The sequence below is a fragment of the Bradyrhizobium sp. 1200_D9_N1_1 genome (assembly GCF_052075915.1).
GTDB lineage: Bacteria > Pseudomonadota > Alphaproteobacteria > Rhizobiales > Xanthobacteraceae > Bradyrhizobium > Bradyrhizobium diazoefficiens.
This window is the reverse complement of the sequence record NZ_CP197226.1, coordinates 6,375,175-6,394,959: the sequence shown is the minus strand read 5'-3', so window position 1 is coordinate 6,394,959 and position 19,785 is coordinate 6,375,175. Positions and strand designations below refer to the sequence as shown.

Sequence of the window (19,785 nt, the reverse complement as noted above, 5' to 3'; positions counted from 1 at the left end):
TCATCGTCCCATCTGGAAGGCCGCGGCAACGAGCAGGATCACGATTTCGCCGGTCTGCTCGAAGGCGCCGAGAATGTCGCCGGTCTGCCCGCCGATCTGGCGGATGGCAAGCCGTGCCAGGATCAGGCCCGCGAGCGACAGCAGGATCAGGCCGACCAGTGCCTTGCCCGGTCCAAGTGCGAGGGTGAGAACGAGAGTTCCAACGGCAAAGGCGATGGCGACGCTGCGGCCCGGCGGCGCTCCGGCGCTTGCCGACAGGCCGTCAGGCCGCGCCGGCGGTACCAGCGACATGAACGCCGGCACGCCCGCGCGGGCTGCGCAATGCGCAGCGCACAGCGCCAGCGTCACCAGCCACGGATTGGCGATCGCCGCGAGCGCGCTCCAGCGCAGGCCGAACGACAGGATCAGTGCGCAGACGCCATAGGTCCCGATGCGGCTGTCGCGCATGATCTCGAGCTTGCGCTCGCGCGTGCGGCCGCCGCCGAGCCCGTCGGCGGTATCGGCAAGCCCGTCCTCGTGCAGCGCGCCGGTGATGAGGGCGGTCGTGGCCAGTGCGAGCAGGGCGGCAAGGTTCGGCGTCAGTCCGAGCCGGCTGGAGATCTTGTAGACCAAGGCGCCGGCAAGTCCGACCAGCAGTCCCGCGACGGGCAGCGCCCAGGTCGCGCGCGCGATGGCGCCGTCGGCCGCAGGCTTTGACGATCCGACCGGCAGGAGCGTGACGAACGACGCCGCGATCCTGAGATCGGCGATGACATTCCGGATCGTCTCGGTGCCCGGTATCATTTCAGCTTCATCGGCAGTCCGGCGACCACGAATTCGACCTCGTCGGCAACGCCGGCGAACGTCTGGTTCATGATTCCGGCGGCATCGCGATAGGTGCGCGCCAGCGCGTTGTCGGGCACGATACCGAGGCCGACCTCATTGGTGACCATGATGACGGGACTGCGCAAGCGAGGGAGAACCTCAGCGAGGTGTGTCACCTCGCGCGACCAGTCGCGCTCGGAATGCAGCAGGTTGGACAGCCAGAGCGTCAGGCAATCAACCAGTCTCGCGCCGCCGCCCTCGGTCTCGACCAGGGCCTGCACCAGGTCGAGCGGCACCTCGCGCTCGATCCAGTCGGCTCCGCGTCGCGCGCGGTGCTTTGCGATGCGGTCCTCCATTTCGGCGTCGAGCGCCTCGGCTGTGGCAATGTACACAGGCCGGCCGGGAAAGGCCTGCGTGCGCGTCTCCGCACGCCGGCTCTTGCCCGATCGCGCTCCGCCCGTGATCAAGATGACGGCCATAAAAGTCTCCTGTCGGCCAGCACTAATCACCAAACGGGGCCAAAGACAAAGCCGAAATCAGGCGGCCAGGGGCTTGCACTCTTCCGCCGTCTTGCGCAACAGGGGCGGAGCGAGACGGGAGATTTGTGTGGGCTTGGCGGGTGCGATGGCGGTGGCGATGGCGGTGGATGCCCTGTTGGGCTGGCCGGCCCCGCTGTTCGCACGGATCGGCCATCCCGTGACCTGGCTCGGCCGCCTGATCGCGGCCATCGACACCGCCTGGAATCGCGGGTCCGATCCGCCGGCGCTGCGCCGTGCCGCGGGCATTGCCGGAGCGTTCCTTGTGATCGCGGTCTCGGCCGCACTCGGCTGGGCGCTTCAGTCGTTGCTCCCCTCGGGCTGGATCCAGATCGTGCTGGCGGGGGTCCTGGCCTGGCCGCTGGTCGCGCTGCGCTCGCTGCATGATCATGTTGCCGCCGTTGCCGCACCTTTGCAGGCCGGCGACATCGCCGGCGCGCGCGACGCGGTCTCGCGCATCGTCGGCCGCGATCCTGCGGCGCTCGATGAAGCCGGCATCGCGCGCGCGGCGATCGAGAGTCTTGCGGAAAACGCCTCCGACGGCATCGTGGCGCCCGTGTTCTGGGGCGCGCTGTTCGGTCTGCCCGGCATTTTGGGTTACAAGGCTATCAACACGCTGGACTCCATGATCGGCCATCGCAGCGAGCGACACGAAGCCTTTGGCTGGGCGGCGGCGCGGATCGACGACGTCGCCAATTTCATTCCGGCGCGGCTGACCGGGTTTCTGTTCGTGCTGCTGGCGCCGCACAGGGCGGAGGCATTGTCGTGCATGACGCGCGATGCGCGCCGGCATCGCTCGCCCAACGCCGGCTGGCCGGAAGCGGCGATGGCCGGCGCGCTCGGCGTGCGGCTCAGCGGTCCCCGGATCTACCACGGCAGCATCACGAACGAGCCCTGGCTGAACGAAGGTGCGCGCGATCCGCTCGCCGCTGACATCTGCGAGGGACTGACGGTCTACCGCCGCGCCATGCTGCTGCTCGCCGGCCTCCTTGCGATCCTCAGCTTCGCGTGAAAGAACAGGACATGCGTGAGCACGGCGGAAATCTCGATCTGGCCCAGCAGCGTTTTGGCGGACGCGCGGAGGACTGGATCGATCTCTCGACGGGGATCAACCGGCTGCCTTATCCGGCGGGCGAGGTGAGCATGCGCGCGTGGAGCGCGCTGCCGTCGCGTGCCGAGATCGATGCCTTGCATCAGGCGGCGCAGCACGCCTACCGCACGAGCGCGGCGCTCGTCGCGATGGGCGGCGCGCAAGCCGCAATTCAATTGCTGCCGCAGCTTGGGCCGCGCGGCCGCGCCCGCATCCTCGCGCCGACCTATAACGAATATGCCGGAGTCCTGTCGGCTGCGGGCTGGGATGTCCTGGAGGTCGGCGATCTCGACGCACTGGTGGGCGCGGATCTCGCCATCGTCGTCAACCCCAACAACCCCGATGGCCGGTGCCATACGCCGCAGGATTTGCTGGCACTGCTGCCGCGCGTCGGCCGTCTCGTCATCGACGAGAGCTTTGTCGACGCCGTTCCGCAGCTGTCGCTTGCGCCGGAAGCGGATCATCCGGGGCTGCTGATCCTGCGCTCCTTCGGGAAGTTTTATGGTCTGGCCGGCCTGCGGCTTGGGTTTGCACTCGGTAGCGCGGCCGACATCGCCAGGATTGCGGCGATGTCGGGGCCATGGCCGGTCTCGGGGGCGGCGATCGCGATCGGCTGCCGCGCATTGCGTGATGATGCCTGGGCGGGGTCCACGTCAGCGCGGCTTGTGCGCGACTGTGCCCGTCTCGACGACATGGCGCGAGCGCAGGGCTGGCGGTTCGTTGGCGGCACGCCGCTGTTTCGTCTCTACGAGACGCCGGATGCGCTGGCCGCGCAGGAGAAGCTCGCGCGCGGCCAGATCTGGTCGCGCGTCTTCGTGCAGAAGCCGACATGGCTGCGGCTCGGACTCCCGGGCAGCGAGCCCGAATGGACGCGCCTCGCCGAGGTCCTAGCGCGCTAGCGAAAGCAGGCCTTCGACGTCGAGATGCTTTTCGATGTGATCGGCGAGCGCATCGAGCGCGCTCTCGACCCTGCTGTGATAGGGCTCGTCGCCTGCCGGGATGTCGAGCTTGGTCAAAAACGCTTTCCGGAAATCATCCGACGTGAACAGGCCGTGCAAATAGCTACCCTGAACGCGGCCATCGCTGGAGATTGCGCCTTCAGGCTCGCCATTCAGTTTGGCGAACGGACGGGCGCGATCGGGCCCGTCGGTGCGGCCGATGTGGATTTCGTAAGCCTGGATCGGCTGGTTGGTTGCCGCATGCACGGCCGTGACCCGTGTCAGTGTTTTCTGCGGGCTCATCACCGTTTGCACATCCAAGAGCCCGAGGCCCGGTGTGTCGCCGGCAGGGCCTTCGATCCCGTCGGGGTCGGCAACGCTGCGTCCGAGCATCTGATAGCCGCCGCAGAGGCCGAGCACGTGGCCGCCGCGGCGATAATGCGCCAGGAGATCAATGTCCCAGCCCTGCGCCCGCAGGAAGGCGAGGTCGCCGCGGGTGGATTTGGAGCCGGGGATGATGACGAGACGCACATCGCCGGGGATCGCTTCACCCGGCCGCACCATGACGAGATCGACGGCCGCCTCGAGCTTGAGCGGATCGAGATCGTCGAAATTGGCGATCCGCGACAGCGCGAGGCAAGCGATCTTGCATTGGCCCGGCTTTCGCGCGTCACTCAGGCCCAGCGCGTCCTCGGCGGGCAACTCGCCGGCGCGCGCAAACCAGGGCAGCACGCCAAAACCGCGCCAGGCGGTCTTTGCTTCGATCAGCTTGTAGCCGTCATCGAACAGTGTGGGATCGCCGCGAAATTTGTTGATGACAAAACCCTGGATCATCGCAGCATCGTCGGGGTCGATCACAGTCTTGATGCCGACGAGCTGGGCGATGACGCCGCCGCGGTCGATATCGCCGATCAGCACCACGGGCACGTCGGCCTTGCGCGCAAAACCCATGTTGGCGATGTCGGCCTTGCGCAAATTGACCTCGGCGGGGCTGCCGGCGCCTTCGACCAGCACGAGATCGGCGCGCGCCTTCAGCCGCTCAAAGCTCTCCAGCACCGCGCCCATCAATGACGGTTTCATCGCCGCGTATTCGCGCGCCCGCGCGGTCGCGATGCGTTTGCCGTGGACAACGACCTGCGCGCCGACATCGGTCTCGGGCTTCAGGAGCACCGGGTTCATGTCGGTGTGCGGCTCGACGCCGGCGGCGAGGGCTTGCAGTGCTTGGGCGCGGCCGATCTCGCCGCCGTCGACGGTCACGGCGGCATTGTTCGACATGTTCTGCGGCTTGAAGGGAAGCACGCGCAGCCCACGCCGCGTGAAGGCGCGCGCAAGGCCGGCGACGATGAGCGACTTGCCCACGTCCGAGCCGGCCCCCTGGATCATCAATGCGCGCGCCATCGCGTGTGTCTTCAGAACTCGACGCCGGCTTGCGCCTTGATGCCGGAGCGGAACGGATGTTTCACCAGCGTCATCTCGGTGACGAGGTCGGCGATCTCGATCAGCTCGTCCTTGGCATTGCGCCCGGTGAGCACGACATGTGTCATCGCAGGCTTTTGCGTCGTCAGGAACTCGACGACCTCAGCGATATCGAGGTAGTCGTAGCGCAGCGCGATGTTGATCTCGTCGAGCACGACCATGCGCAAGCTGGGATCGAGAATCAGCTCCTTGGCCTTCTCCCAGCCGGCGCGCGCAGCGGCGATGTCGCGGGCGCGGTCCTGCGTCTCCCAGGTGAAACCTTCGCCCATCGCGTGGAACTGGCAGAGATCGCCGAAATGGCCGGTGAGGAGGCGCCGCTCGCCTGTATCCCAGGCGCCCTTGATGAACTGCACGACCGCGCAGGGGTAGCCATGGGCGACGCAGCGCACGATCATGCCGAAGGCGGAGGAGGACTTGCCCTTGCCGGCGCCGGTATGGACGATGATGAGGCCCTTCTCGCCGCTCTTGGTCGCCATGATCTTGTCGCGGGCGGCCTTCTTCTTCGCCATTTTCGCGGCGTGGCGGGCATCGGTTTCCTCGGCCGTTTGGGTATCCGGTTCAGGCGTCATCGGACGGGGTCCTTCGGCTTGACAAGAGGCGGCCAGGGGCAAATGGTGGCCCGGCGTTGGTTCCTGTCCTATGACAGGCGAAGAGGGAATGCGATAGGGTCCGAATCGGCAAGATTTGGGTCCAAAATGCAGCCGCCCCCGCGACCGTGACCGGAGAGATGCCCGAGGCCACTGATCCCTGACGGGATCGGGAAGGCGGGGATCGAAGGGCAAAACCCTGCTCCGCAAGCCGGGAGACCTGCCAGCGCGGACGATTTTGGACCGGCGGACGGGGTGTTCCGCGACGGGGAAACGGACCCTCGCAAGACCGGTTCGTGGGCCTCTTCGCCTCCCGCTGTTTATTCTGGAAGAGGCGATGAGCGTCACACTTCACGTCTGCATTACCTGCCGTGCCGGCGAGACGCTTGGCGAGGGCGAAGTCACGCCGGGCAAGCGCCTTCACGGTGCGATTGTCGACGCCGGCGTGCCCGATGGTGTCACTGTGGTTCCGGTCGAATGCCTGTCGGCATGCAGCCAGGGCTGCTCGGTGGCGCTCAGTGCGCCCGGCCGCTGGTCCTATGTCTATGGCCGCCTGTCGGACGCCAACGCGCGCGACGTGATCGCAGGCGCCGCCGCCTATGCGGCCGCGCCCGACGGCCTTGTGCCCTGGCGCAGCCGTCCCGAGATCTTCCGCAAGCAGTCGCTTGCGCGCATTCCCCCCATTGCCGTCGTGCCGGAGGCCGCCGAATGAACTCGCTCGCAAAAGTCCCGGTCACGGTGGTCACCGGCTTTCTCGGCTCCGGCAAGACGACGCTGATCCAGCATTTGCTCGCCAACCCCAACGGCAAGAAGCTCGCGGTGCTCGTCAACGAGTTCGGCAGCGAGGGCGTCGACGGCCAGATCCTGAAGTCCTGCGCCGATGCCAATTGCCCGGAGGAAAACATCGTCGAGCTCGCCAATGGCTGCATCTGCTGCACCGTTGCCGACGATTTCATCCCGACCATGGAGCTGTTGCTGGCGCGGCCGGTGAGGCCCGATCACATCCTGATCGAGACCTCGGGCCTGGCGCTGCCCAAGCCCTTGCTTAGGGCGTTCGACTGGCCGGAGATCCGTTCGCGCATCACCGTTGACGGTGTGATCGCGCTGGCCGATGCCGAGGCCGTCGCCGCCGGCCGTTTCGCGCCGGACCCGGCCGCAGTGGAAGCGCAGCGGGCGGCGGACGAAAATCTCGATCACGAGACGCCGCTGTCGGAAGTGTTCGAGGACCAGATCGCCTGCGCCGACATCGTGCTGCTGACCAAGGCCGATCTTGCCGGCCCGGCGGGACTCGAAGCGGCCAAGGCTGCCATCACCGCCGAGATGCCGCGCCGCGTGCCGATGCTTGCCGTTACCGACGGCGCGATCGATGCGCGCGTCATCCTCGGTCTCGGTGCCGCCGCCGAGAATGATCTTGCCGCGCGCCCGTCGCATCACGACGGCGAGGAGGAGCATGAGCACGACGATTTTGCGTCCGTCGTGATCGATCTTCCGGAAGTCGGCGACGTCGATGCGCTGGTCGCCTCGGTTCAGCGCCTGGCGCGCGAGCAGAACGTGCTGCGTGCCAAGGGTTACATCGCGGTCGCGGGCAAGCCGATGCGCCTGCTGCTCCAGGCCGTCGGCGAGCGCGTGCGTCACCAGTTCGACAAGCCCTGGGGCGCGCTCGCGCGGCAGTCAAAGCTCGTCGTGATCGGCGAGCACGGCGATATCGACGAGGCCGCGATAAGAGCGGGACTTGGTCTTTCAGGATCTGGCATCTGATGCACGTCGTCTTCCGCGAGAGCCGCGGTCTCGAGGAGACCGCGACGCCAAGGGACATCGGCCAGGACCCGGCCGATCTCGTGGTGCTCTCGTATTCGGATTCCGATCTTGCCGCGTTCGCGGCCGGCTGGCGGCGTGGCCGCGACAGCCTGCCGTCGCTGCGGCTCGCCAATCTCGCCGAACTGCGTCATCCGCTTTCGATCGACACCTACATCGAGCGCACGCTGGCCCAGGCACGCGGCATTCTGGTCCGCCTGATCGGCGGCGAGTCCTATTGGCCCTACGGTCTCGCGGCTCTCCAGCAACTCGCGCAGGCGCGCGGTATCGTGCTCGCCGTGCTGCCGGCCGACGGCCGCGACGACACGCGGCTCGATGCATACTCAACGCTGCCTGTCTCGACGCTGCGCCGGCTCAAGGTGCTCTGCGACACCGGCGGTCCGGTCGCAGCGCAGGCCGCGATTGCGCAACTTGCGCTGGCCTCGGGACTCTATGCCGGTCCGGTCGTCGGCGAGACGACCGTGCCCGAGATGGGCTTTTACGAGCCCGCGCGCGGTGTCATCGCCGTGCCGACCGCCGGCGAGGGCAAGCCTCGCGCGCTGGTGACGTTTTATCGGTCGTACCTGACCGCCGCGGACACCGGCCCGGTCGATGCGCTGATTGCCACGCTGCGCGAGAAGGGATTTGACGCCTATGGCGTGTTCGTCACCTCGCTGAAGGCCGCGGGCGTCGCGGACTGGCTGCGGCTCCAGCTCGTGGAAAATCCTCCGGCCGCGATCGTCAATGCGACCGCGTTCTCCGCGATCGGCGACGACGGCACGACACCGTTCGATGCGGCATCGTGTCCCGTGTTCCAGGTCGCGCTCTCCACCGCGCGGCGCGAGGACTGGGCGGAATCGCTGCGCGGCCTGTCGCCCGGCGACCTCGCGATGCATGTGGTGCTGCCCGAAGTCGACGGCCGCCTGTTTGCGGGGGTGGTGAGTTTCAAGTCGGCTGCGGAACGTGATCCCGACCTGCAATTCGCGCATCTGGCCCATCGCCCGGATCCAGGGCGCGTGAAGGCTATCGCCGCGCGCGTCGCGGCCCGGCAGAAGCTCGTGGTGAAGCCGGCCGGCGAGAAGCGGCTGGCGATCGTGCTGTCCAACTATCCGGGCCGCCCGCACCAGATCGCGCACGCAGTGGGTCTTGACGCGTTGGCCTCGGTCGAAGCCTTGATGTCCGATCTTGCGGGGACCGGCCTCGATGCCGTGCCGGTCCAGGCTCTCGGTGAGACGCTGCTGAGGCGGCAACTCACCTGGAGCGTCGCCGAATACAGCGCGGCGCTCTCGCGTCTTCCGCAATCCTTGCCGGATGATCTCGCGCAAGCCTGGGGCGCGCCGGAGAGCGATCCGAGCTGCCGCGGCGGCGCGTTCCACTTCGCCGCAATCCAATGCGGCAAGTCGATCATCGCGGTTCAGCCGGAACGCGGCGATGCAACCACGCGCGACGCCGACTATCACGATCTCGCCCGCACGCCGCGCCATGCCTATGTCGCGTTCTATCTCTGGCTCCGCCAGCAGGGCTGCGATGCTGTCGTTCACATGGGCGCGCATGGCACGCTGGAATGGCTGCCGGGAAAATCCGTGGCGCTGTCATCGAGCTGCTGGCCGGAAGCCCTGATCGGTGACCTCCCTGTCATCTATCCCTTCATCGTCAACGATCCCGGCGAGGCCGCGCAGGCCAAGCGGCGCATCGGTGCCGTCACCATCGGCCACCTGCCGCCGCCGCTCGAAAAGTCCGCCGTGCCGGATGGCCTGCGCAGGCTCGAACAGCTCCTCGACGAATATTCGACGGCCGATGGTCTCGATCCCGCCCGCCGCCAGCGGCTGATCGCCGCGATCCGGGACGAAGCCCGCGTGGCCGGACTGGAGGACGATCTCGGCCTCGATGCATCGGCAGCGCCAGCCGAAGCGATCCCGCGGATCGACCGCTTCGTCTGCGATCTCAAGGAAAGCCAGTTCGGCGACGGCCTGCACGTGTTCGGCCGCGGCGCCTGCGGCGAAGCGGAGCGGGACGCGCTGCGTGCCGCACTTGCGGGCCGGCGCATCGCGCCGGGGCCGTCGGGCTCGCCCTATCGCGGGCGCCAGGACGTTCTGCCGACGGGACGCAATCTCTTTGCCGTCGATCCGCGCGCCGTGCCGACGCCCTCGGCGCATGCGCAAGGCATCAAGCTCGCGGAAGAGCTGCTTCGCCGCCACTTGCAGGATCACGGCGACTGGCCGAAGGGCCTCGTGGTCGATCTCTGGGGCTCGGCGACAATGCGCACCGCCGGCGAGGAATTCGCGATGGCGCTGCATCTGGCGGGTCTTGCGCCGCGCTGGGATCGCGCCTCCGGCCGCGTCACCGGCTATGACATCATCGCGCCGGCCGAGCTCGGCCGTCCCCGCATCGACGTCACGCTGCGGCTGTCGGGCCTGTTCCGCGATGTCTTCTCCGGCCTCGCCCAGTTGTTCGAAGCGGCGGCCGAGGCGCTCGCCGCGCGCGAGGAGGAGGGCGACGAGAATCCGTACCGACACCGTGCGTCCCGCGTGTTCGCGCCGCGTCCCGGGCAATACGGCGTCGGCCTCTCGGCGATCCCTGATGCCTTCACGGCGGAGACGCGCGATGCGGCCGGCGAGGCCTGGCTGTCGGCGTCGTCCTGGGCGTTCTCCGCCGACGGCGAGATCAAGCCCGATCGCGCCGGCATCGAGAAACGGCTCGCGTCGGCCGATGCTTTCGTCCACGTCCAGGACTTGCCGGAAACCGATCTTCTGCTCGCCGCCGACTATGCCGCGCATGAGGCCGGCGTTGCCGCGGCCGCAGCACATCTCGGCGCGGCGGGACCGTCGCTCTATCATCTCGACGCGACGCGTCCCGATCAGCCGCATGCGCGCACGCTGACGGAGGAAATCTCACGCGTGGTCCGCGCGCGCGCGGCCAATCCGGCCTGGATCGCCGGCATGATGCGCCATGGTTTTCGCGGCGCCGCCGAGATCACCGCGACACTCGAGCACATGGCCGCCTTCGCCCATCTCGCCGGCGCCGTGCCGCCGCATCTGTTCGATCTCTACTACGACGCGACGCTCGGCAACGACGACGTCCGCGCCTTCATGGCCCGCGAGAATTCCGCCGCGCTCGCCGCGATGGAGACGTGCTTCACCCGTCTGCATGAGGCCTCACTCTGGCGAACGCGTCGCAATTCGATCGCGGCAGCGTTGCGGGAGGCGTCATGAGCGCGGCCATGGTCAAGGGCTGGTGCCCCGGCGCGCTGCGGCCGATGCAATCGGGCGACGGGCTCGTGGTCCGCGTGCGCCCGTTCGGCGGCCGGCTCGATGCGGCGCAGATCTCTGGACTGGCGCGTCTGGCCGAACGCCATGGCAACGGCCTGATCGATGTCACCAGCCGCGCCAATCTCCAGATCAGAGGCGTCAGCGAAGGCAGCCACCGGCTGCTGCGCGACGGTCTTTCGCAACTGGCGCTGCTCGATCCCGACGCCGACACCGAATCCCGGCGCAACATCCTGGTGACGCCGTTCTGGCGCGCGGGCGACGAGACCCAGGCGCTTGCCGCCGAGCTCGAGGAGGCGCTCGAGAATAGCGTGCTCGCGCTTCCGACGAAATTCGGCTTTGCCATCGATGACGGCACTTCGCGCGTGCTCGCCGGCGATTCCGCGGATGTGCGGATCGAGCGCGATGGCGCCGGCGGACTGCTGGTGCGGGCCAATGGCGCCAGCCTCGGCCGTTCCGTCGGACGCGGCGAGGCTGTGACCGCCGCCCTCGCGCTCGCAACCTGGTTCGTGACATCAGGCGGTGCCCGGGACGGGCGAGGGCGGATGGCGGCGCATCTTGCCGCTGGCGCAGCCCTGCCTGACGCGTTGCGCGGGGAGGCCGAGCCGGTGCCGATCATGGCTGCGGCGCGCCCCGGTCTTTATCCGCAGGGCGCGATGGTCGGCGTCGCCTTCGGGCAAATGCCGCATGCGACGCTCAGCCAGTTCGCCGGCTGCGGACATGCCCTGCGCATGACGCCGTGGCGGATGGTTCTGAGCGAGGGCAAGCGGACCATGCCGTCCACGCCCGGCCTCATCACCGAGGCCTACGATCCGGCGCTGCGTGTCATCGCCTGCAGCGGCGCGCCGCGTTGCCGCGAGGCGCATGCCGATACCCGCGCGTTGGCGGCAGCGCTCGCGCCGAACATCGGCGCGGCCGCACGACTTCACGTCTCCGGCTGCGCCAAGGGCTGCGCTCATTCTGGTGCGGCCGCGATCACGCTGGTCGCGACCGGCGCCGGCTTCGATCTCGTGCGCGGGGGGTCGACGCGCGACGAGCCCATCCTGCGCGGCTTGAACCGCGATGACATCGTCGGCAATCCCTCCATGCTGATGGGAGGGCACTGATGCCGCATGTCTACGAGACCGACGGCGCGGCGATCTACCGGCAATCCTTTGCGACCATCCGCGCCGAGGCCGATCTTGCCCGCTTCACGCCCGATGAGGAACCGGTCGTCGTGCGGATGATCCATGCCGCCGGCATGGTGGGCCTGGAAGCGCATATCCGCTTCACATCAGGCATGGCGACCGCCGCGCGCGTAGCGTTGCAGAAGGGGGCGCCGATCCTGTGCGATGCGCGCATGGTCTCCGAGGGCATTACGCGCGCTAGACTTCCGGCGGCCAATGCCGTCATCTGCACCCTCGGCGATGCCGCGGTCCCGGCGCTGGCGCAATCCATGCGCAACACCCGCTCGGCCGCGGCGCTGGAGCTGTGGCGGCCGCATCTCGCCGGCGCGATCGTCGCGATCGGCAACGCGCCGACCGCGCTGTTTCATCTCCTCAACATGCTGGAGGACCGCGACTGCCCGCGGCCGGCGGCGATCATCGGTTGTCCGGTCGGCTTCGTCGGCGCGGCTGAATCCAAGGCCGCGCTGATGGCCGATCCGCCGGTGCCGGCGTTGACGGTCGAGGGCCGCCTTGGCGGTTCCGCGATCACCGTTGCGGCCGTGAATGCGCTGGCGAGCCGGAGCGAATAGTCATGGGACGCATCATCTGCTGCGGTCTCGGCCCGGGTGATCCTGACATGATGAGCGTGCGCGCCGATCGTACCGTGCGCGGCGCACAGCACGTGGCCTATTTCCGCAAGAAGGGCAGGCCGGGTCAGGCGCGCCGCATCGTCGAGGGCATGCTCGCCGGCGATGTGACCGAATATCCCATGGAATACCCTGTTACGACCGAGATCGCTTTCGACAGCGCGGAATACGTCCAGTTGCTCGCCGGCTTCTACGACGAATGGGCCGAGCGCCTGGCGCGGCTGGCGCGCGCGGTCGACGTGGTCGTGCTCTGCGAGGGCGACCCCTATTTCTACGGCTCTTTCATGCATCTGCACACGCGCTTGCAGGGACGCGTCGAGATCGAGGTGATCGCGGGCATTCCCGGCATGGTCGGCTGCTGGAATGCCGTCGGCCAGCCGATCGCGCTCGGCGACGACGTGACGACGGTGCTGATGGGCACGCTCGCGGAGGACGAGCTCGAGCGCCGCATGCGGGACTCCGATGCGCTGGTCGTCATGAAGACCGGCCGCAATCTTGCGAAAGTGCGCCGCGCGCTTGCCGCCGCCGGAAGGCTGGACGATGCCTGGCTGGTCGAGCGCGGCACCATGCCGGGCGAGCGCGTCGCGCGGCTCGCCGAGATCGATGCCGCCGACTGTCCCTATTTTGCGATCGTGCTCGTGCACGGCAAGGGCCGGCATCTGGACGCCGCCGAATGACGGGCACGCTGACCATCGCGGGCCTCGGCCCGGGCAGTGACGCGCTGGTGACGCCCGAGGTCTCCGCCGCGCTGGGCTCCGCCACCGATATTCTGGGCTATGCGCCCTATGTCGCGCGCGTGCCGCCGCGACCGGGGCTCACGCTGCATCCATCCGACAACCGCGAGGAGCTCGCGCGAGCGAGCGAGGCGCTGCGCCTGGCCGCCGAAGGCGGGCAGGTCGTCGTCGTCTCCTCCGGCGATCCTGGCGTCTTCGCGATGGCATCGGCCGTGTTCGAGGCGCTCGAGCAGGCGCCGCAATATCGCGAGCTCCCGATCCGCGTGCTGCCCGGCATCACTGCGATGCTGGCGGCGGCCGCGCGTGCCGGCGCGCCGCTCGGCCATGATTTCTGCGCGATCAATCTCTCCGACAATCTCAAGCCATGGGCGCTGATCGAGAAGCGCCTGCGGCTGGCCGCGGAAGCGGATTTCGCGATCGCTCTGTACAATCCGCGTTCGGCGAGCCGGCCGGAAGGATTTGGCCGCGCGTTGGCCGTGCTGAAGGACGCCGGCTGCGGCGAGCGGCTCGTGATCTTCGCGCGCGCGATCAGCGCATCCGACGAGACGATCGAGACCGTCACGCTCAACGCGGCGCGGCCCGAGATGGCCGACATGCGAACGCTGGTGATCGTCGGCAACTCGCAGACGCGCCGTGTCGGCCGCTGGATCTATGCGCCGAGGCAGGTGCGATGACCAAGCCACTGCATGATCTCGGCCACGCTCTCGACCCGCTGACGCTCGGGCAACTCCGGCCGCGCGATCATGATCACGGGCAGGCCGAGCGTGCGGGCCGCGTCGATCTTGGCGCGCGCGCCATCGCCGCCGGAATTGCGGGCGACGATCCATATGACGCCGCGCGTACGCAGCATCTCCAGCTCGCCATCAAGCGTGAACGGTCCGCGCGACACGATCACGTCAGCCGGGAAGGGCAGCGGCGCTTCGGGCGGATCGACGAAGCGCAGTGTGTAGGCGTGCTGCGGTTTATTCCCGAACGGCGCGATGTGCTGGCGGCCGATGGCGAGGAACACGTTTGCCGGCGACTCGGGCAGAGCGGCGACCGCTGCATCGACGTCGCCGACCTCGATCCAGTTGTCACCGGGTGTTTTAGCCCAGGGGGTGCGTTCGAGCGCGATCAACGGCGTGCCGGTTTCCGCGCATGCCGCGACGGCGTTGCGGCTCATCTCGGCAGCGAAAGGATGCGTCGCGTCGATCACATGCGTGATGCCTTCACGGCGAATGTAATCGGCGAGCCCGCACACGCCGCCGAAGCCGCCGACGCGGGTCGGCAGCGGCTGGTCGGCAGGCGCACGGGTGCGGCCGCCATAGGAATAGACGGCATCCATGCTGGCGTGCGCGATCTCCGCGGCAAGCTGACTCGCATCGCTCGTTCCGCCCAGAATGAGGGCGCGTGTCATGGCTGATCCCTGGCTGACCATCATCGGTATCGGCGAAGATGGCCTTGCCGGGCTGTCGGACGCAAGCCGAAAGGCGCTGCGTGAGGCCGAAACCATCTTCGGTGGTGAGCGTCATCTCGCGCTTGCCGGTGTGACCGGGCGCGGCCATCCGTGGCCGGTGCCGTTCGATGCGGAGGCCGTGCTCAGCCGCCGCGGCCGGCCGACCGCGGTGCTGGCCTCCGGCGATCCGTTCTGGCACGGCGCCGGCGCAAGCCTTGCCGAGAAGCTTGAGGCGGGTGAGTGGGTCGCACATTCTGCGCCGTCGACATTCTCGCTCGCCGCTGCGCGGCTCGGCTGGCGTCTTGAATCCGTCGTCTGCCTCGGTCTCCACGCCGCGCCCTTCGAGCGCCTCGTGCCACACCTTGCGCCTGGCGCGCGCATCATTTGCCTCGTGCGTGACGGCAAGGCCGCAGGCGACCTTGCAAAGTGGCTGAGCGAGCGCGGATGGGGCGCCTCGGCATTCTGGACTCTCGCCGCGCTCGGCGGGCCACGCGAAAGCATTGCGGAACATCGTGCCGATGGTTTTACTGGCGATCTCGCCGGAAACCTGGTCGCGGTGGCCGTGGAGGCGAAGGGAGCTCAGGGCATTCCTCGCAGCTCGGGACTTCCCGACGATCTCTTCGCTCATGACGGCCAGATCACCAAGCGGCCGGTGCGTGCGCTCGCGATTTCTGCGCTGGCACCACGCCCGGGCGAACGGTTGTGGGATATCGGCGCCGGATCGGGTTCGATCTCGGTCGAGTGGGCGCTTTGCGGCGGGACGGCGACGGCAATCGAGATGCGCGAAGATCGCGCCGCGAATATCCGCAGCAATGCGGCGGCGTTCGGATTGGCGCATCGGATCGCTGTTGTCACGGGCCGTGCGCCAGAGGCTCTCGCCGGGCTGGACGCGCCGGATGCGGTCTTCTTCGGCGGCGGTCTCGATAGCGCGATGTTCGATGCCATCTGGTCGCGCATCGGGGCAGGCACACGGCTCGTTGCGCATGCGGTGACGCTGGAGACGGAAGCGCTGCTTGGCGAACTGCACCAGCGCCACGGCGGCGAGTTGATGCGGGTCGAGATCGCCCATGCCGGCCCGCTCGGCCGCTACCGATCCTGGGAAGCGGCGCGTCCCGTGGTGCAGTGGAGTGCGGTCCGATGAAGGTCGCCGGGCTCGGATTCAGGCAGGATGTCACGCTGGCCTCGTTGCGTGAGGCGCTGCTGGCGGCGGGCGGCGCTGAAGACCTTGCGGCGGTGGCGACCGTCAGCGACAAGGCCGATGTAGAAGCGCTGCAGCAGCTCGCGCGCGAATGCGGTGTGCCGATCAGGGCGGTGTCGCCCGAGGTGCTGGCCGGCATCGACACGCCGACGCAGTCCAGGCTCATCGCGGAAAAGTTCGGGACCGGATCGGTCGCCGAAGCCGCGGCGCTCGCCGCGGCCGGCCCTCGCGCCCGATTGATTGCGACCCGGGTGATTTCGCAGGACCGTACCGCGACGGCCGCGATCGCGGAAGGAGACGGTGCATGACGGTGCATTTCATCGGCGCCGGGCCGGGTGCTCCCGATCTGCTGACGTTGCGCGGACGCGACCTGATCGCCGCCTGTCCGGTCTGCCTCTATGCCGGCTCGCTGGTGCCTGAGGGCGTGCTGGCGCATTGCCCGCCGGGCGCGCACATCGTCAACACCGCGCCGTTGTCGCTTGACGAGATCATCGCGGAGATCGCCGCCGCGCATGCGGACGGCAAGGACATCGCGCGGCTGCATTCCGGCGATCTCTCGATCTGGTCGGCGATGGGCGAGCAGCTCCGCCGTCTCCGTACGCTTGACATTCCCTTCACCGTGACGCCCGGCGTTCCGTCTTTCTCGGCCGCCGCCGCGGCACTCGAGGTGGAGCTGACTTTGCCGGGGCTCGCTCAGACCGTGGTGCTGACGCGCACGCCGGGCCGCGCCAGTGCGATGCCCGAAGGGGAGAAGCTCGCCGCCTTCGCTGCGACCGGTGCGACACTCGCCATCCATCTGTCGATCCATCTGCTCGACCAGGTGATTGCGGAGCTGCTGCCTCACTACGGCGCGGATTGCCCGGTCGCCATCGTCTGGCGCGCGAGCTGGCCGGACCAGTGCATCGTCCGCGCCACGCTTGCGACGCTCGATGCCGCCGTCGGCGCCGAGATGGAACGCACCGCGCTCATTCTCGTCGGCAAGACGCTTGGCGCCGCGGATTTCGACGAGAGCCGCCTCTATGCCGCCGACTACGACCGCCGCTATCGGCCGGTCGGCGCCGAGCCGCGCTTTCCGGAGGCCTCCTGATGCCGGCAGGGCTCGTCATCTCCGCGCCTGCCTCCGGTGTCGGCAAGACGACGCTGACGCTGGCGCTCGCGCGCGCCTGGCGCAATCGCGGACTGAGCGTGCAGTGTTTCAAGAGCGGGCCCGACTATATCGACCCCGCCTTCCATGCCGCTGCGACGGGCCGCGCCTCCGTCAACGTCGATAGCTGGGCGATGGATCGCGGGGGAATCGCGCATCTCGTCGGCCGCGGCGCCGACGCCGATGTCGTGCTTGCCGAGGGCTCGATGGGTCTGTTCGACGGCGTCGCCGCGCGTGGCGTCTCCGGCACAGGCGCCACCGCCGACATTGCGGAGATGCTGGGTTGGCCGGTGCTGCTGGTGATAGATCCCTCGGGACAGGCGCAGACGGCGGCGGCGATCGCTGCGGGCCTTCGCGACTACCGCCCGGGCGTGCGCCTTGCCGGCGTCGTGCTCAATCGCGTCGCCAGCCCGCGCCATGAAGACCTCGTACGGCGCGCGCTTGACGACGCCGGTATCGCCGTGTTCGGCGCGCTGCCGCGCCATGCCGAGATCAGCCTGCCGAAGCGGCATCTCGGCCTGGTGCAGGCCGAGGAGCAGGCGGAGATCGGAAAACTGATCGACGAGGCCGCGCGTTTCGTCGCCGAGCATGTCGATCTCGATGCGGTGCTGCAATCGGCTGCCGCCTGGGCGCCGCAACCCGCTGCGAACGGTCTGAACGTGACGCCGCCCGGGCAGCGCATTGCGCTTGCCCGCGATGCGGCATTCTCGTTCGTCTATCCGCATATGCTGGAAGCCTGGCGCGCGGCGGGTGCCGACATCTCGACCTTCTCGCCGCTTGCCGATGAGGCGCCCGACGCGAGCGCCGATGTCTGCTGGCTGCCCGGCGGCTATCCCGAGCTTCATGCCGGGAAGATCGCCGCCAATGCGCGCTTTTGTAGCGGCTTGCGCGCCTTCGCCGAGACACGACCGGTGCATGGTGAATGCGGAGGCTATATGGTGCTCGGAACCGCTTTGACCGACGCCGACGGTGTCCGCCATGAGATGGCGGGCCTGCTCGGCCTGGAGACGAGCTTTGCCAAACGCCGCATGCATCTGGGCTATCGTCTCGCCGAACTCGCCGCACCGATGCCGGGACATAGCCCCGGCGCGCGCCTGCGCGGCCACGAATTCCACTATTCGACGATTGCCGCCCAGCCCGACATGCCGCTCGCGGTGGTGCACGACGCGACCGGTGCGGTCATCGCCGAGACCGGTTCGCGCCGAGGCAATGCCACCGGCACGTTCTTCCATCTGATCGCGGAGGACCGGTGAGCGGTTTTGTCTCCTTCATCTCCGCCGGTCCCGGCGACCCCGAGCTTCTCACGCTCAAGGGTGCCGCGCGGCTGCGCGAGGCCGATGTCGTGCTTTATGACGACCTCGCGTCCGGCGCGATTCTCGATCTCGCCCGTCCCGGCGCCAATCTCGTTGCGGTCGGGAAACGGGCCGGGCGGCCCTCGACCAAGCAGCATCACGTCAACCGCCTGCTGGTCGATTATGCCGCGACCGGCGCGCGCGTGGTGCGGTTGAAGTCGGGCGACGCCGGCATCTTCGGACGGCTCGAGGAGGAGCTCGAAACGCTGCGCGAGGCCGGCATCGGCTACGAGATCGTTCCCGGCGTCACCTCGGCCTGCGTGGCCGCTGCGCAAGCCGGCATCCCCCTGACCCGGCGCCACACCTCGCGTCGCGTGCAGTTCGTGACCGGAGCCGACGTCACCGGCGAGCTGCCGCAAAACCTGAACTGGGCGGCACTGGCCGATCCGGAGGCGACTACCGTGGTCTATATGGGCCGCCGCACCTTTCCGGCGCTTGCCGCAAAATTGATCGCGCACGGCCTCGCGCCGACCACCCCGGCGCTGTTCGCCGAATCCCTCGGCCGCCCCGACGAGCGGCTGGTCCGCACCACGATTGCCGAGCTTGCCGAGCAGCTTGCGCGGGGCGGGGCTGCCTCGACGGCCGCCGTGATCCTGTTCGGCGCACTGGCGGGAGAATACCCGTCATGACGGCCACCGCCGCCGTTCGGCCCTTGACGCAGGCTGCGCGAAAGGGGCACACAGGACGGGCATGGTGCTCGAGGTGGCGCAAAGCGCCGGAGCATAATCGGGAATGGGGATGGGCGGACCCAGTTGCGGCGCCCAAAACCCCAGCCGCCCCCGCGACTGTAAGCGGTGAGGGGCTCCGAACCGCCACTGGGCCGCAAGGTCCGGGAAGGCCGGAGAACCCCAGTGAACCGCGAGCCAGGAGACCGGCCGTGCATGTTTTGAGGCCAAGGCCGTCGGGTGTGACGGCAGGAAAGGACTGAGCCATGCATATCGAACCCGGAGTCGTCACGGGCGCCAAGCTCGCGTTGAGTTACGCAACCGGCATCGCCGCAGGCGGCGTTGCGCTGAAGCTCGCGGCTGAGACCGTGCGCGAGCAGGGCATCACGTCGTTCGCGGCGCGGACACTCGCCACCACGGGCCTCGTGTTCACCTTCTTCGAGATCCTGCCGCACTTCCCGGTCGGCGTGTCCGAAGTGCACTTCATCCTCGGCTCGACCTTGTTCCTGCTGTTCGGTGCTGCGCCCGCGGCCTTCGGCCTCGCGCTCGGCCTGCTGTTCCAGGGCGTGCTCTTCGAGCCGGCCGACCTGCCGCAATACGGCATGAACGTCACCACGCTGCTGGTGCCGCTGTTCGCGATCCAGGCGATCGCCACGCGGATCATTGCCCGCAACACCGCCTATGTCGATCTCAGGTATCGCCAGGCGCTGGCGCTTTCGACGACCTATCAGGCCGGCGTCATCGGCTGGGTGGCGTTCTGGGCGCTCTATGGCTCCGGTTTTGCCATGACCAACCTCGTCAACATCGCGACTTTCGCGGCCTCCTATGCGCTCGTCATCGTGATCGAGCCGCTGGCCGATCTCGCCGTGCTGGCGCTGGCGAAGTCGCTGCGCGGCGTCACCGCGCCCGGCCTCGTCACCCCGCGCCTGCACAACGCGGCCTGAGAGACAAGCGAAAGGGCGGCCGTCATGGCC

At 68.5% G+C, this 19,785-nt stretch carries 20 protein-coding genes and 2 riboswitches; of the genes, 15 read left to right on the top strand and 5 right to left on the bottom strand.

Going from position 1 to position 19,785, the window contains the following annotated elements; genetic code table 11:
* Complete coding sequence (cobS, locus tag AB5K84_RS30820; RefSeq protein WP_011086039.1) at positions 1–783, bottom strand: adenosylcobinamide-GDP ribazoletransferase; 783 nt, start codon at positions 781–783, stop codon at positions 1–3.
* Positions 780–1,283 carry a bifunctional adenosylcobinamide kinase/adenosylcobinamide-phosphate guanylyltransferase gene (gene cobU / locus AB5K84_RS30815; RefSeq protein ID WP_038966032.1) on the bottom strand — a complete coding sequence of 168 codons (504 nt, stop codon included), beginning with the start codon at positions 1,281–1,283 and terminating at the stop codon, positions 780–782. Before cobU ends, cobS begins: the two co-directional genes overlap by 4 nt.
* 127 nt (positions 1,284–1,410) lie before the next feature.
* On the opposite strand from cobU, the gene cbiB reads away from it, so the two are divergent.
* Together cbiB and cobD are read left to right on the top strand one after the other, a co-directional pair.
* On the top strand, positions 1,411–2,352 hold the full coding sequence (gene cbiB, locus AB5K84_RS30810; RefSeq protein ID WP_038966031.1) for an adenosylcobinamide-phosphate synthase CbiB: 942 nt from the start codon (positions 1,411–1,413) through the stop codon (positions 2,350–2,352).
* Positions 2,353–2,363: 11 nt separating this feature from the next.
* Positions 2,364–3,329 (top strand): threonine-phosphate decarboxylase CobD, encoded by a 966-nt coding sequence (gene cobD / locus AB5K84_RS30805; RefSeq protein ID WP_038966030.1) that lies wholly within the window; start codon positions 2,364–2,366, stop codon positions 3,327–3,329.
* Here cobD and AB5K84_RS30800 read toward each other — a convergent pair.
* Positions 3,318–4,766 carry a cobyric acid synthase gene (locus AB5K84_RS30800; RefSeq protein ID WP_011086043.1) on the bottom strand — a complete coding sequence of 483 codons (1,449 nt, stop codon included), beginning with the start codon at positions 4,764–4,766 and terminating at the stop codon, positions 3,318–3,320. The two genes, cobD and AB5K84_RS30800, sit on opposite strands and share 12 nt — an antisense overlap.
* Positions 4,767–4,777: 11 nt before the next feature.
* Positions 4,778–5,413 carry a cob(I)yrinic acid a,c-diamide adenosyltransferase gene (gene cobO / locus AB5K84_RS30795; RefSeq protein ID WP_011086044.1) on the bottom strand — a complete coding sequence of 212 codons (636 nt, stop codon included), beginning with the start codon at positions 5,411–5,413 and terminating at the stop codon, positions 4,778–4,780.
* 40 nt (positions 5,414–5,453) lie between these two features.
* A riboswitch (cobalamin riboswitch) is annotated at positions 5,454–5,673 on the top strand.
* A 95-nt stretch (positions 5,674–5,768) separates the two neighbouring features.
* On the opposite strand from cobO, the gene AB5K84_RS30790 reads away from it, so the two are divergent.
* The 7 genes from AB5K84_RS30790 to cobJ are packed head-to-tail and all read left to right on the top strand — an operon-like array spanning position 5,769 to position 13,691.
* On the top strand, positions 5,769–6,143 hold the full coding sequence (locus tag AB5K84_RS30790; protein WP_011086045.1) for a DUF1636 family protein: 375 nt from the start codon (positions 5,769–5,771) through the stop codon (positions 6,141–6,143).
* Entirely contained in the window at positions 6,140–7,189 is a 1,050-nt protein-coding gene (cobW, locus tag AB5K84_RS30785) for a cobalamin biosynthesis protein CobW (protein WP_011086046.1), read from the top strand. Before AB5K84_RS30790 ends, cobW begins: the two co-directional genes overlap by 4 nt.
* Positions 7,189–10,437: a cobaltochelatase subunit CobN gene (gene cobN / locus AB5K84_RS30780; protein ID WP_011086047.1), complete on the top strand. Its 3,249-nt coding sequence runs from the start codon at positions 7,189–7,191 to the stop codon at positions 10,435–10,437. Before cobW ends, cobN begins: the two co-directional genes overlap by 1 nt.
* Positions 10,434–11,597 carry a precorrin-3B synthase gene (gene cobG / locus AB5K84_RS30775; protein WP_011086048.1) on the top strand — a complete coding sequence of 388 codons (1,164 nt, stop codon included), beginning with the start codon at positions 10,434–10,436 and terminating at the stop codon, positions 11,595–11,597. Before cobN ends, cobG begins: the two co-directional genes overlap by 4 nt.
* On the top strand, positions 11,597–12,226 hold the full coding sequence (locus AB5K84_RS30770; RefSeq protein ID WP_011086049.1) for a precorrin-8X methylmutase: 630 nt from the start codon (positions 11,597–11,599) through the stop codon (positions 12,224–12,226). Before cobG ends, AB5K84_RS30770 begins: the two co-directional genes overlap by 1 nt.
* Before the next feature lie 2 nt (positions 12,227–12,228).
* Positions 12,229–12,960, top strand: a complete 732-nt coding sequence (locus AB5K84_RS30765; RefSeq protein ID WP_011086050.1) for a precorrin-2 C(20)-methyltransferase — start codon at positions 12,229–12,231, stop codon at positions 12,958–12,960.
* Complete coding sequence (cobJ, locus tag AB5K84_RS30760; protein ID WP_011086051.1) at positions 12,957–13,691, top strand: precorrin-3B C(17)-methyltransferase; 735 nt, start codon at positions 12,957–12,959, stop codon at positions 13,689–13,691. Before AB5K84_RS30765 ends, cobJ begins: the two co-directional genes overlap by 4 nt.
* Here cobJ and AB5K84_RS30755 read toward each other — a convergent pair.
* Positions 13,667–14,413 (bottom strand): cobalt-precorrin-6A reductase, encoded by a 747-nt coding sequence (locus tag AB5K84_RS30755; protein WP_011086052.1) that lies wholly within the window; start codon positions 14,411–14,413, stop codon positions 13,667–13,669. The two genes, cobJ and AB5K84_RS30755, sit on opposite strands and share 25 nt — an antisense overlap.
* Here AB5K84_RS30755 and AB5K84_RS30750 point away from each other — a divergent pair.
* The 6 genes from AB5K84_RS30750 (at position 14,412) to AB5K84_RS30725 (ending at position 19,755) form a co-directional block, all read left to right on the top strand.
* Positions 14,412–15,593, top strand: coding sequence for a bifunctional cobalt-precorrin-7 (C(5))-methyltransferase/cobalt-precorrin-6B (C(15))-methyltransferase (locus AB5K84_RS30750; protein WP_011086053.1), 1,182 nt, complete (start codon positions 14,412–14,414; stop codon positions 15,591–15,593). The two genes, AB5K84_RS30755 and AB5K84_RS30750, sit on opposite strands and share 2 nt — an antisense overlap.
* Positions 15,590–15,958: a cobalamin biosynthesis protein gene (locus AB5K84_RS30745; RefSeq protein ID WP_028172124.1), complete on the top strand. Its 369-nt coding sequence runs from the start codon at positions 15,590–15,592 to the stop codon at positions 15,956–15,958. Before AB5K84_RS30750 ends, AB5K84_RS30745 begins: the two co-directional genes overlap by 4 nt.
* Entirely contained in the window at positions 15,955–16,737 is a 783-nt protein-coding gene (gene cobM, locus AB5K84_RS30740) for a precorrin-4 C(11)-methyltransferase (protein ID WP_011086055.1), read from the top strand. The genes AB5K84_RS30745 and cobM overlap by 4 nt, the downstream gene beginning before the upstream one ends.
* Positions 16,737–18,047 carry a cobyrinate a,c-diamide synthase gene (locus AB5K84_RS30735; RefSeq protein ID WP_011086056.1) on the top strand — a complete coding sequence of 437 codons (1,311 nt, stop codon included), beginning with the start codon at positions 16,737–16,739 and terminating at the stop codon, positions 18,045–18,047. Before cobM ends, AB5K84_RS30735 begins: the two co-directional genes overlap by 1 nt.
* Positions 18,044–18,775: a uroporphyrinogen-III C-methyltransferase gene (gene cobA, locus AB5K84_RS30730; protein ID WP_011086057.1), complete on the top strand. Its 732-nt coding sequence runs from the start codon at positions 18,044–18,046 to the stop codon at positions 18,773–18,775. The genes AB5K84_RS30735 and cobA overlap by 4 nt, the downstream gene beginning before the upstream one ends.
* Before the next feature lie 45 nt (positions 18,776–18,820).
* Positions 18,821–19,040: riboswitch (cobalamin riboswitch) on the top strand.
* Between the two features lie 37 nt (positions 19,041–19,077).
* Positions 19,078–19,755 (top strand): energy-coupling factor ABC transporter permease, encoded by a 678-nt coding sequence (locus AB5K84_RS30725; protein ID WP_011086058.1) that lies wholly within the window; start codon positions 19,078–19,080, stop codon positions 19,753–19,755.
* Positions 19,756–19,785: the final 30 nt, after the last annotated feature.

Coding starts and splice junctions, on each gene's coding strand:
- cobO (WP_011086044.1), bottom strand. CDS start 5,413: ATGACGCCTGAACCGGATACCCAAACGGCCGAGGAAACCGATGCCCGC.
- cobJ (WP_011086051.1), top strand. CDS start 12,957: ATGACGGGCACGCTGACCATCGCGGGCCTCGGCCCGGGCAGTGACGCG.
- AB5K84_RS30735 (WP_011086056.1), top strand. CDS start 16,737: ATGCCGGCAGGGCTCGTCATCTCCGCGCCTGCCTCCGGTGTCGGCAAG.
- AB5K84_RS30755 (WP_011086052.1), bottom strand. CDS start 14,413: ATGACACGCGCCCTCATTCTGGGCGGAACGAGCGATGCGAGTCAGCTT.
- cobW (WP_011086046.1), top strand. CDS start 6,140: ATGAACTCGCTCGCAAAAGTCCCGGTCACGGTGGTCACCGGCTTTCTC.
- AB5K84_RS30800 (WP_011086043.1), bottom strand. CDS start 4,766: ATGGCGCGCGCATTGATGATCCAGGGGGCCGGCTCGGACGTGGGCAAG.
- AB5K84_RS30745 (WP_028172124.1), top strand. CDS start 15,590: ATGAAGGTCGCCGGGCTCGGATTCAGGCAGGATGTCACGCTGGCCTCG.
- AB5K84_RS30770 (WP_011086049.1), top strand. CDS start 11,597: ATGCCGCATGTCTACGAGACCGACGGCGCGGCGATCTACCGGCAATCC.
- cobN (WP_011086047.1), top strand. CDS start 7,189: ATGCACGTCGTCTTCCGCGAGAGCCGCGGTCTCGAGGAGACCGCGACG.
- cobG (WP_011086048.1), top strand. CDS start 10,434: ATGAGCGCGGCCATGGTCAAGGGCTGGTGCCCCGGCGCGCTGCGGCCG.
- AB5K84_RS30790 (WP_011086045.1), top strand. CDS start 5,769: ATGAGCGTCACACTTCACGTCTGCATTACCTGCCGTGCCGGCGAGACG.
- AB5K84_RS30765 (WP_011086050.1), top strand. CDS start 12,229: ATGGGACGCATCATCTGCTGCGGTCTCGGCCCGGGTGATCCTGACATG.
- cobS (WP_011086039.1), bottom strand. CDS start 783: ATGATACCGGGCACCGAGACGATCCGGAATGTCATCGCCGATCTCAGG.
- cobD (WP_038966030.1), top strand. CDS start 2,364: ATGCGTGAGCACGGCGGAAATCTCGATCTGGCCCAGCAGCGTTTTGGC.
- cobU (WP_038966032.1), bottom strand. CDS start 1,283: ATGGCCGTCATCTTGATCACGGGCGGAGCGCGATCGGGCAAGAGCCGG.
- AB5K84_RS30725 (WP_011086058.1), top strand. CDS start 19,078: ATGCATATCGAACCCGGAGTCGTCACGGGCGCCAAGCTCGCGTTGAGT.
- cobM (WP_011086055.1), top strand. CDS start 15,955: ATGACGGTGCATTTCATCGGCGCCGGGCCGGGTGCTCCCGATCTGCTG.
- AB5K84_RS30750 (WP_011086053.1), top strand. CDS start 14,412: ATGGCTGATCCCTGGCTGACCATCATCGGTATCGGCGAAGATGGCCTT.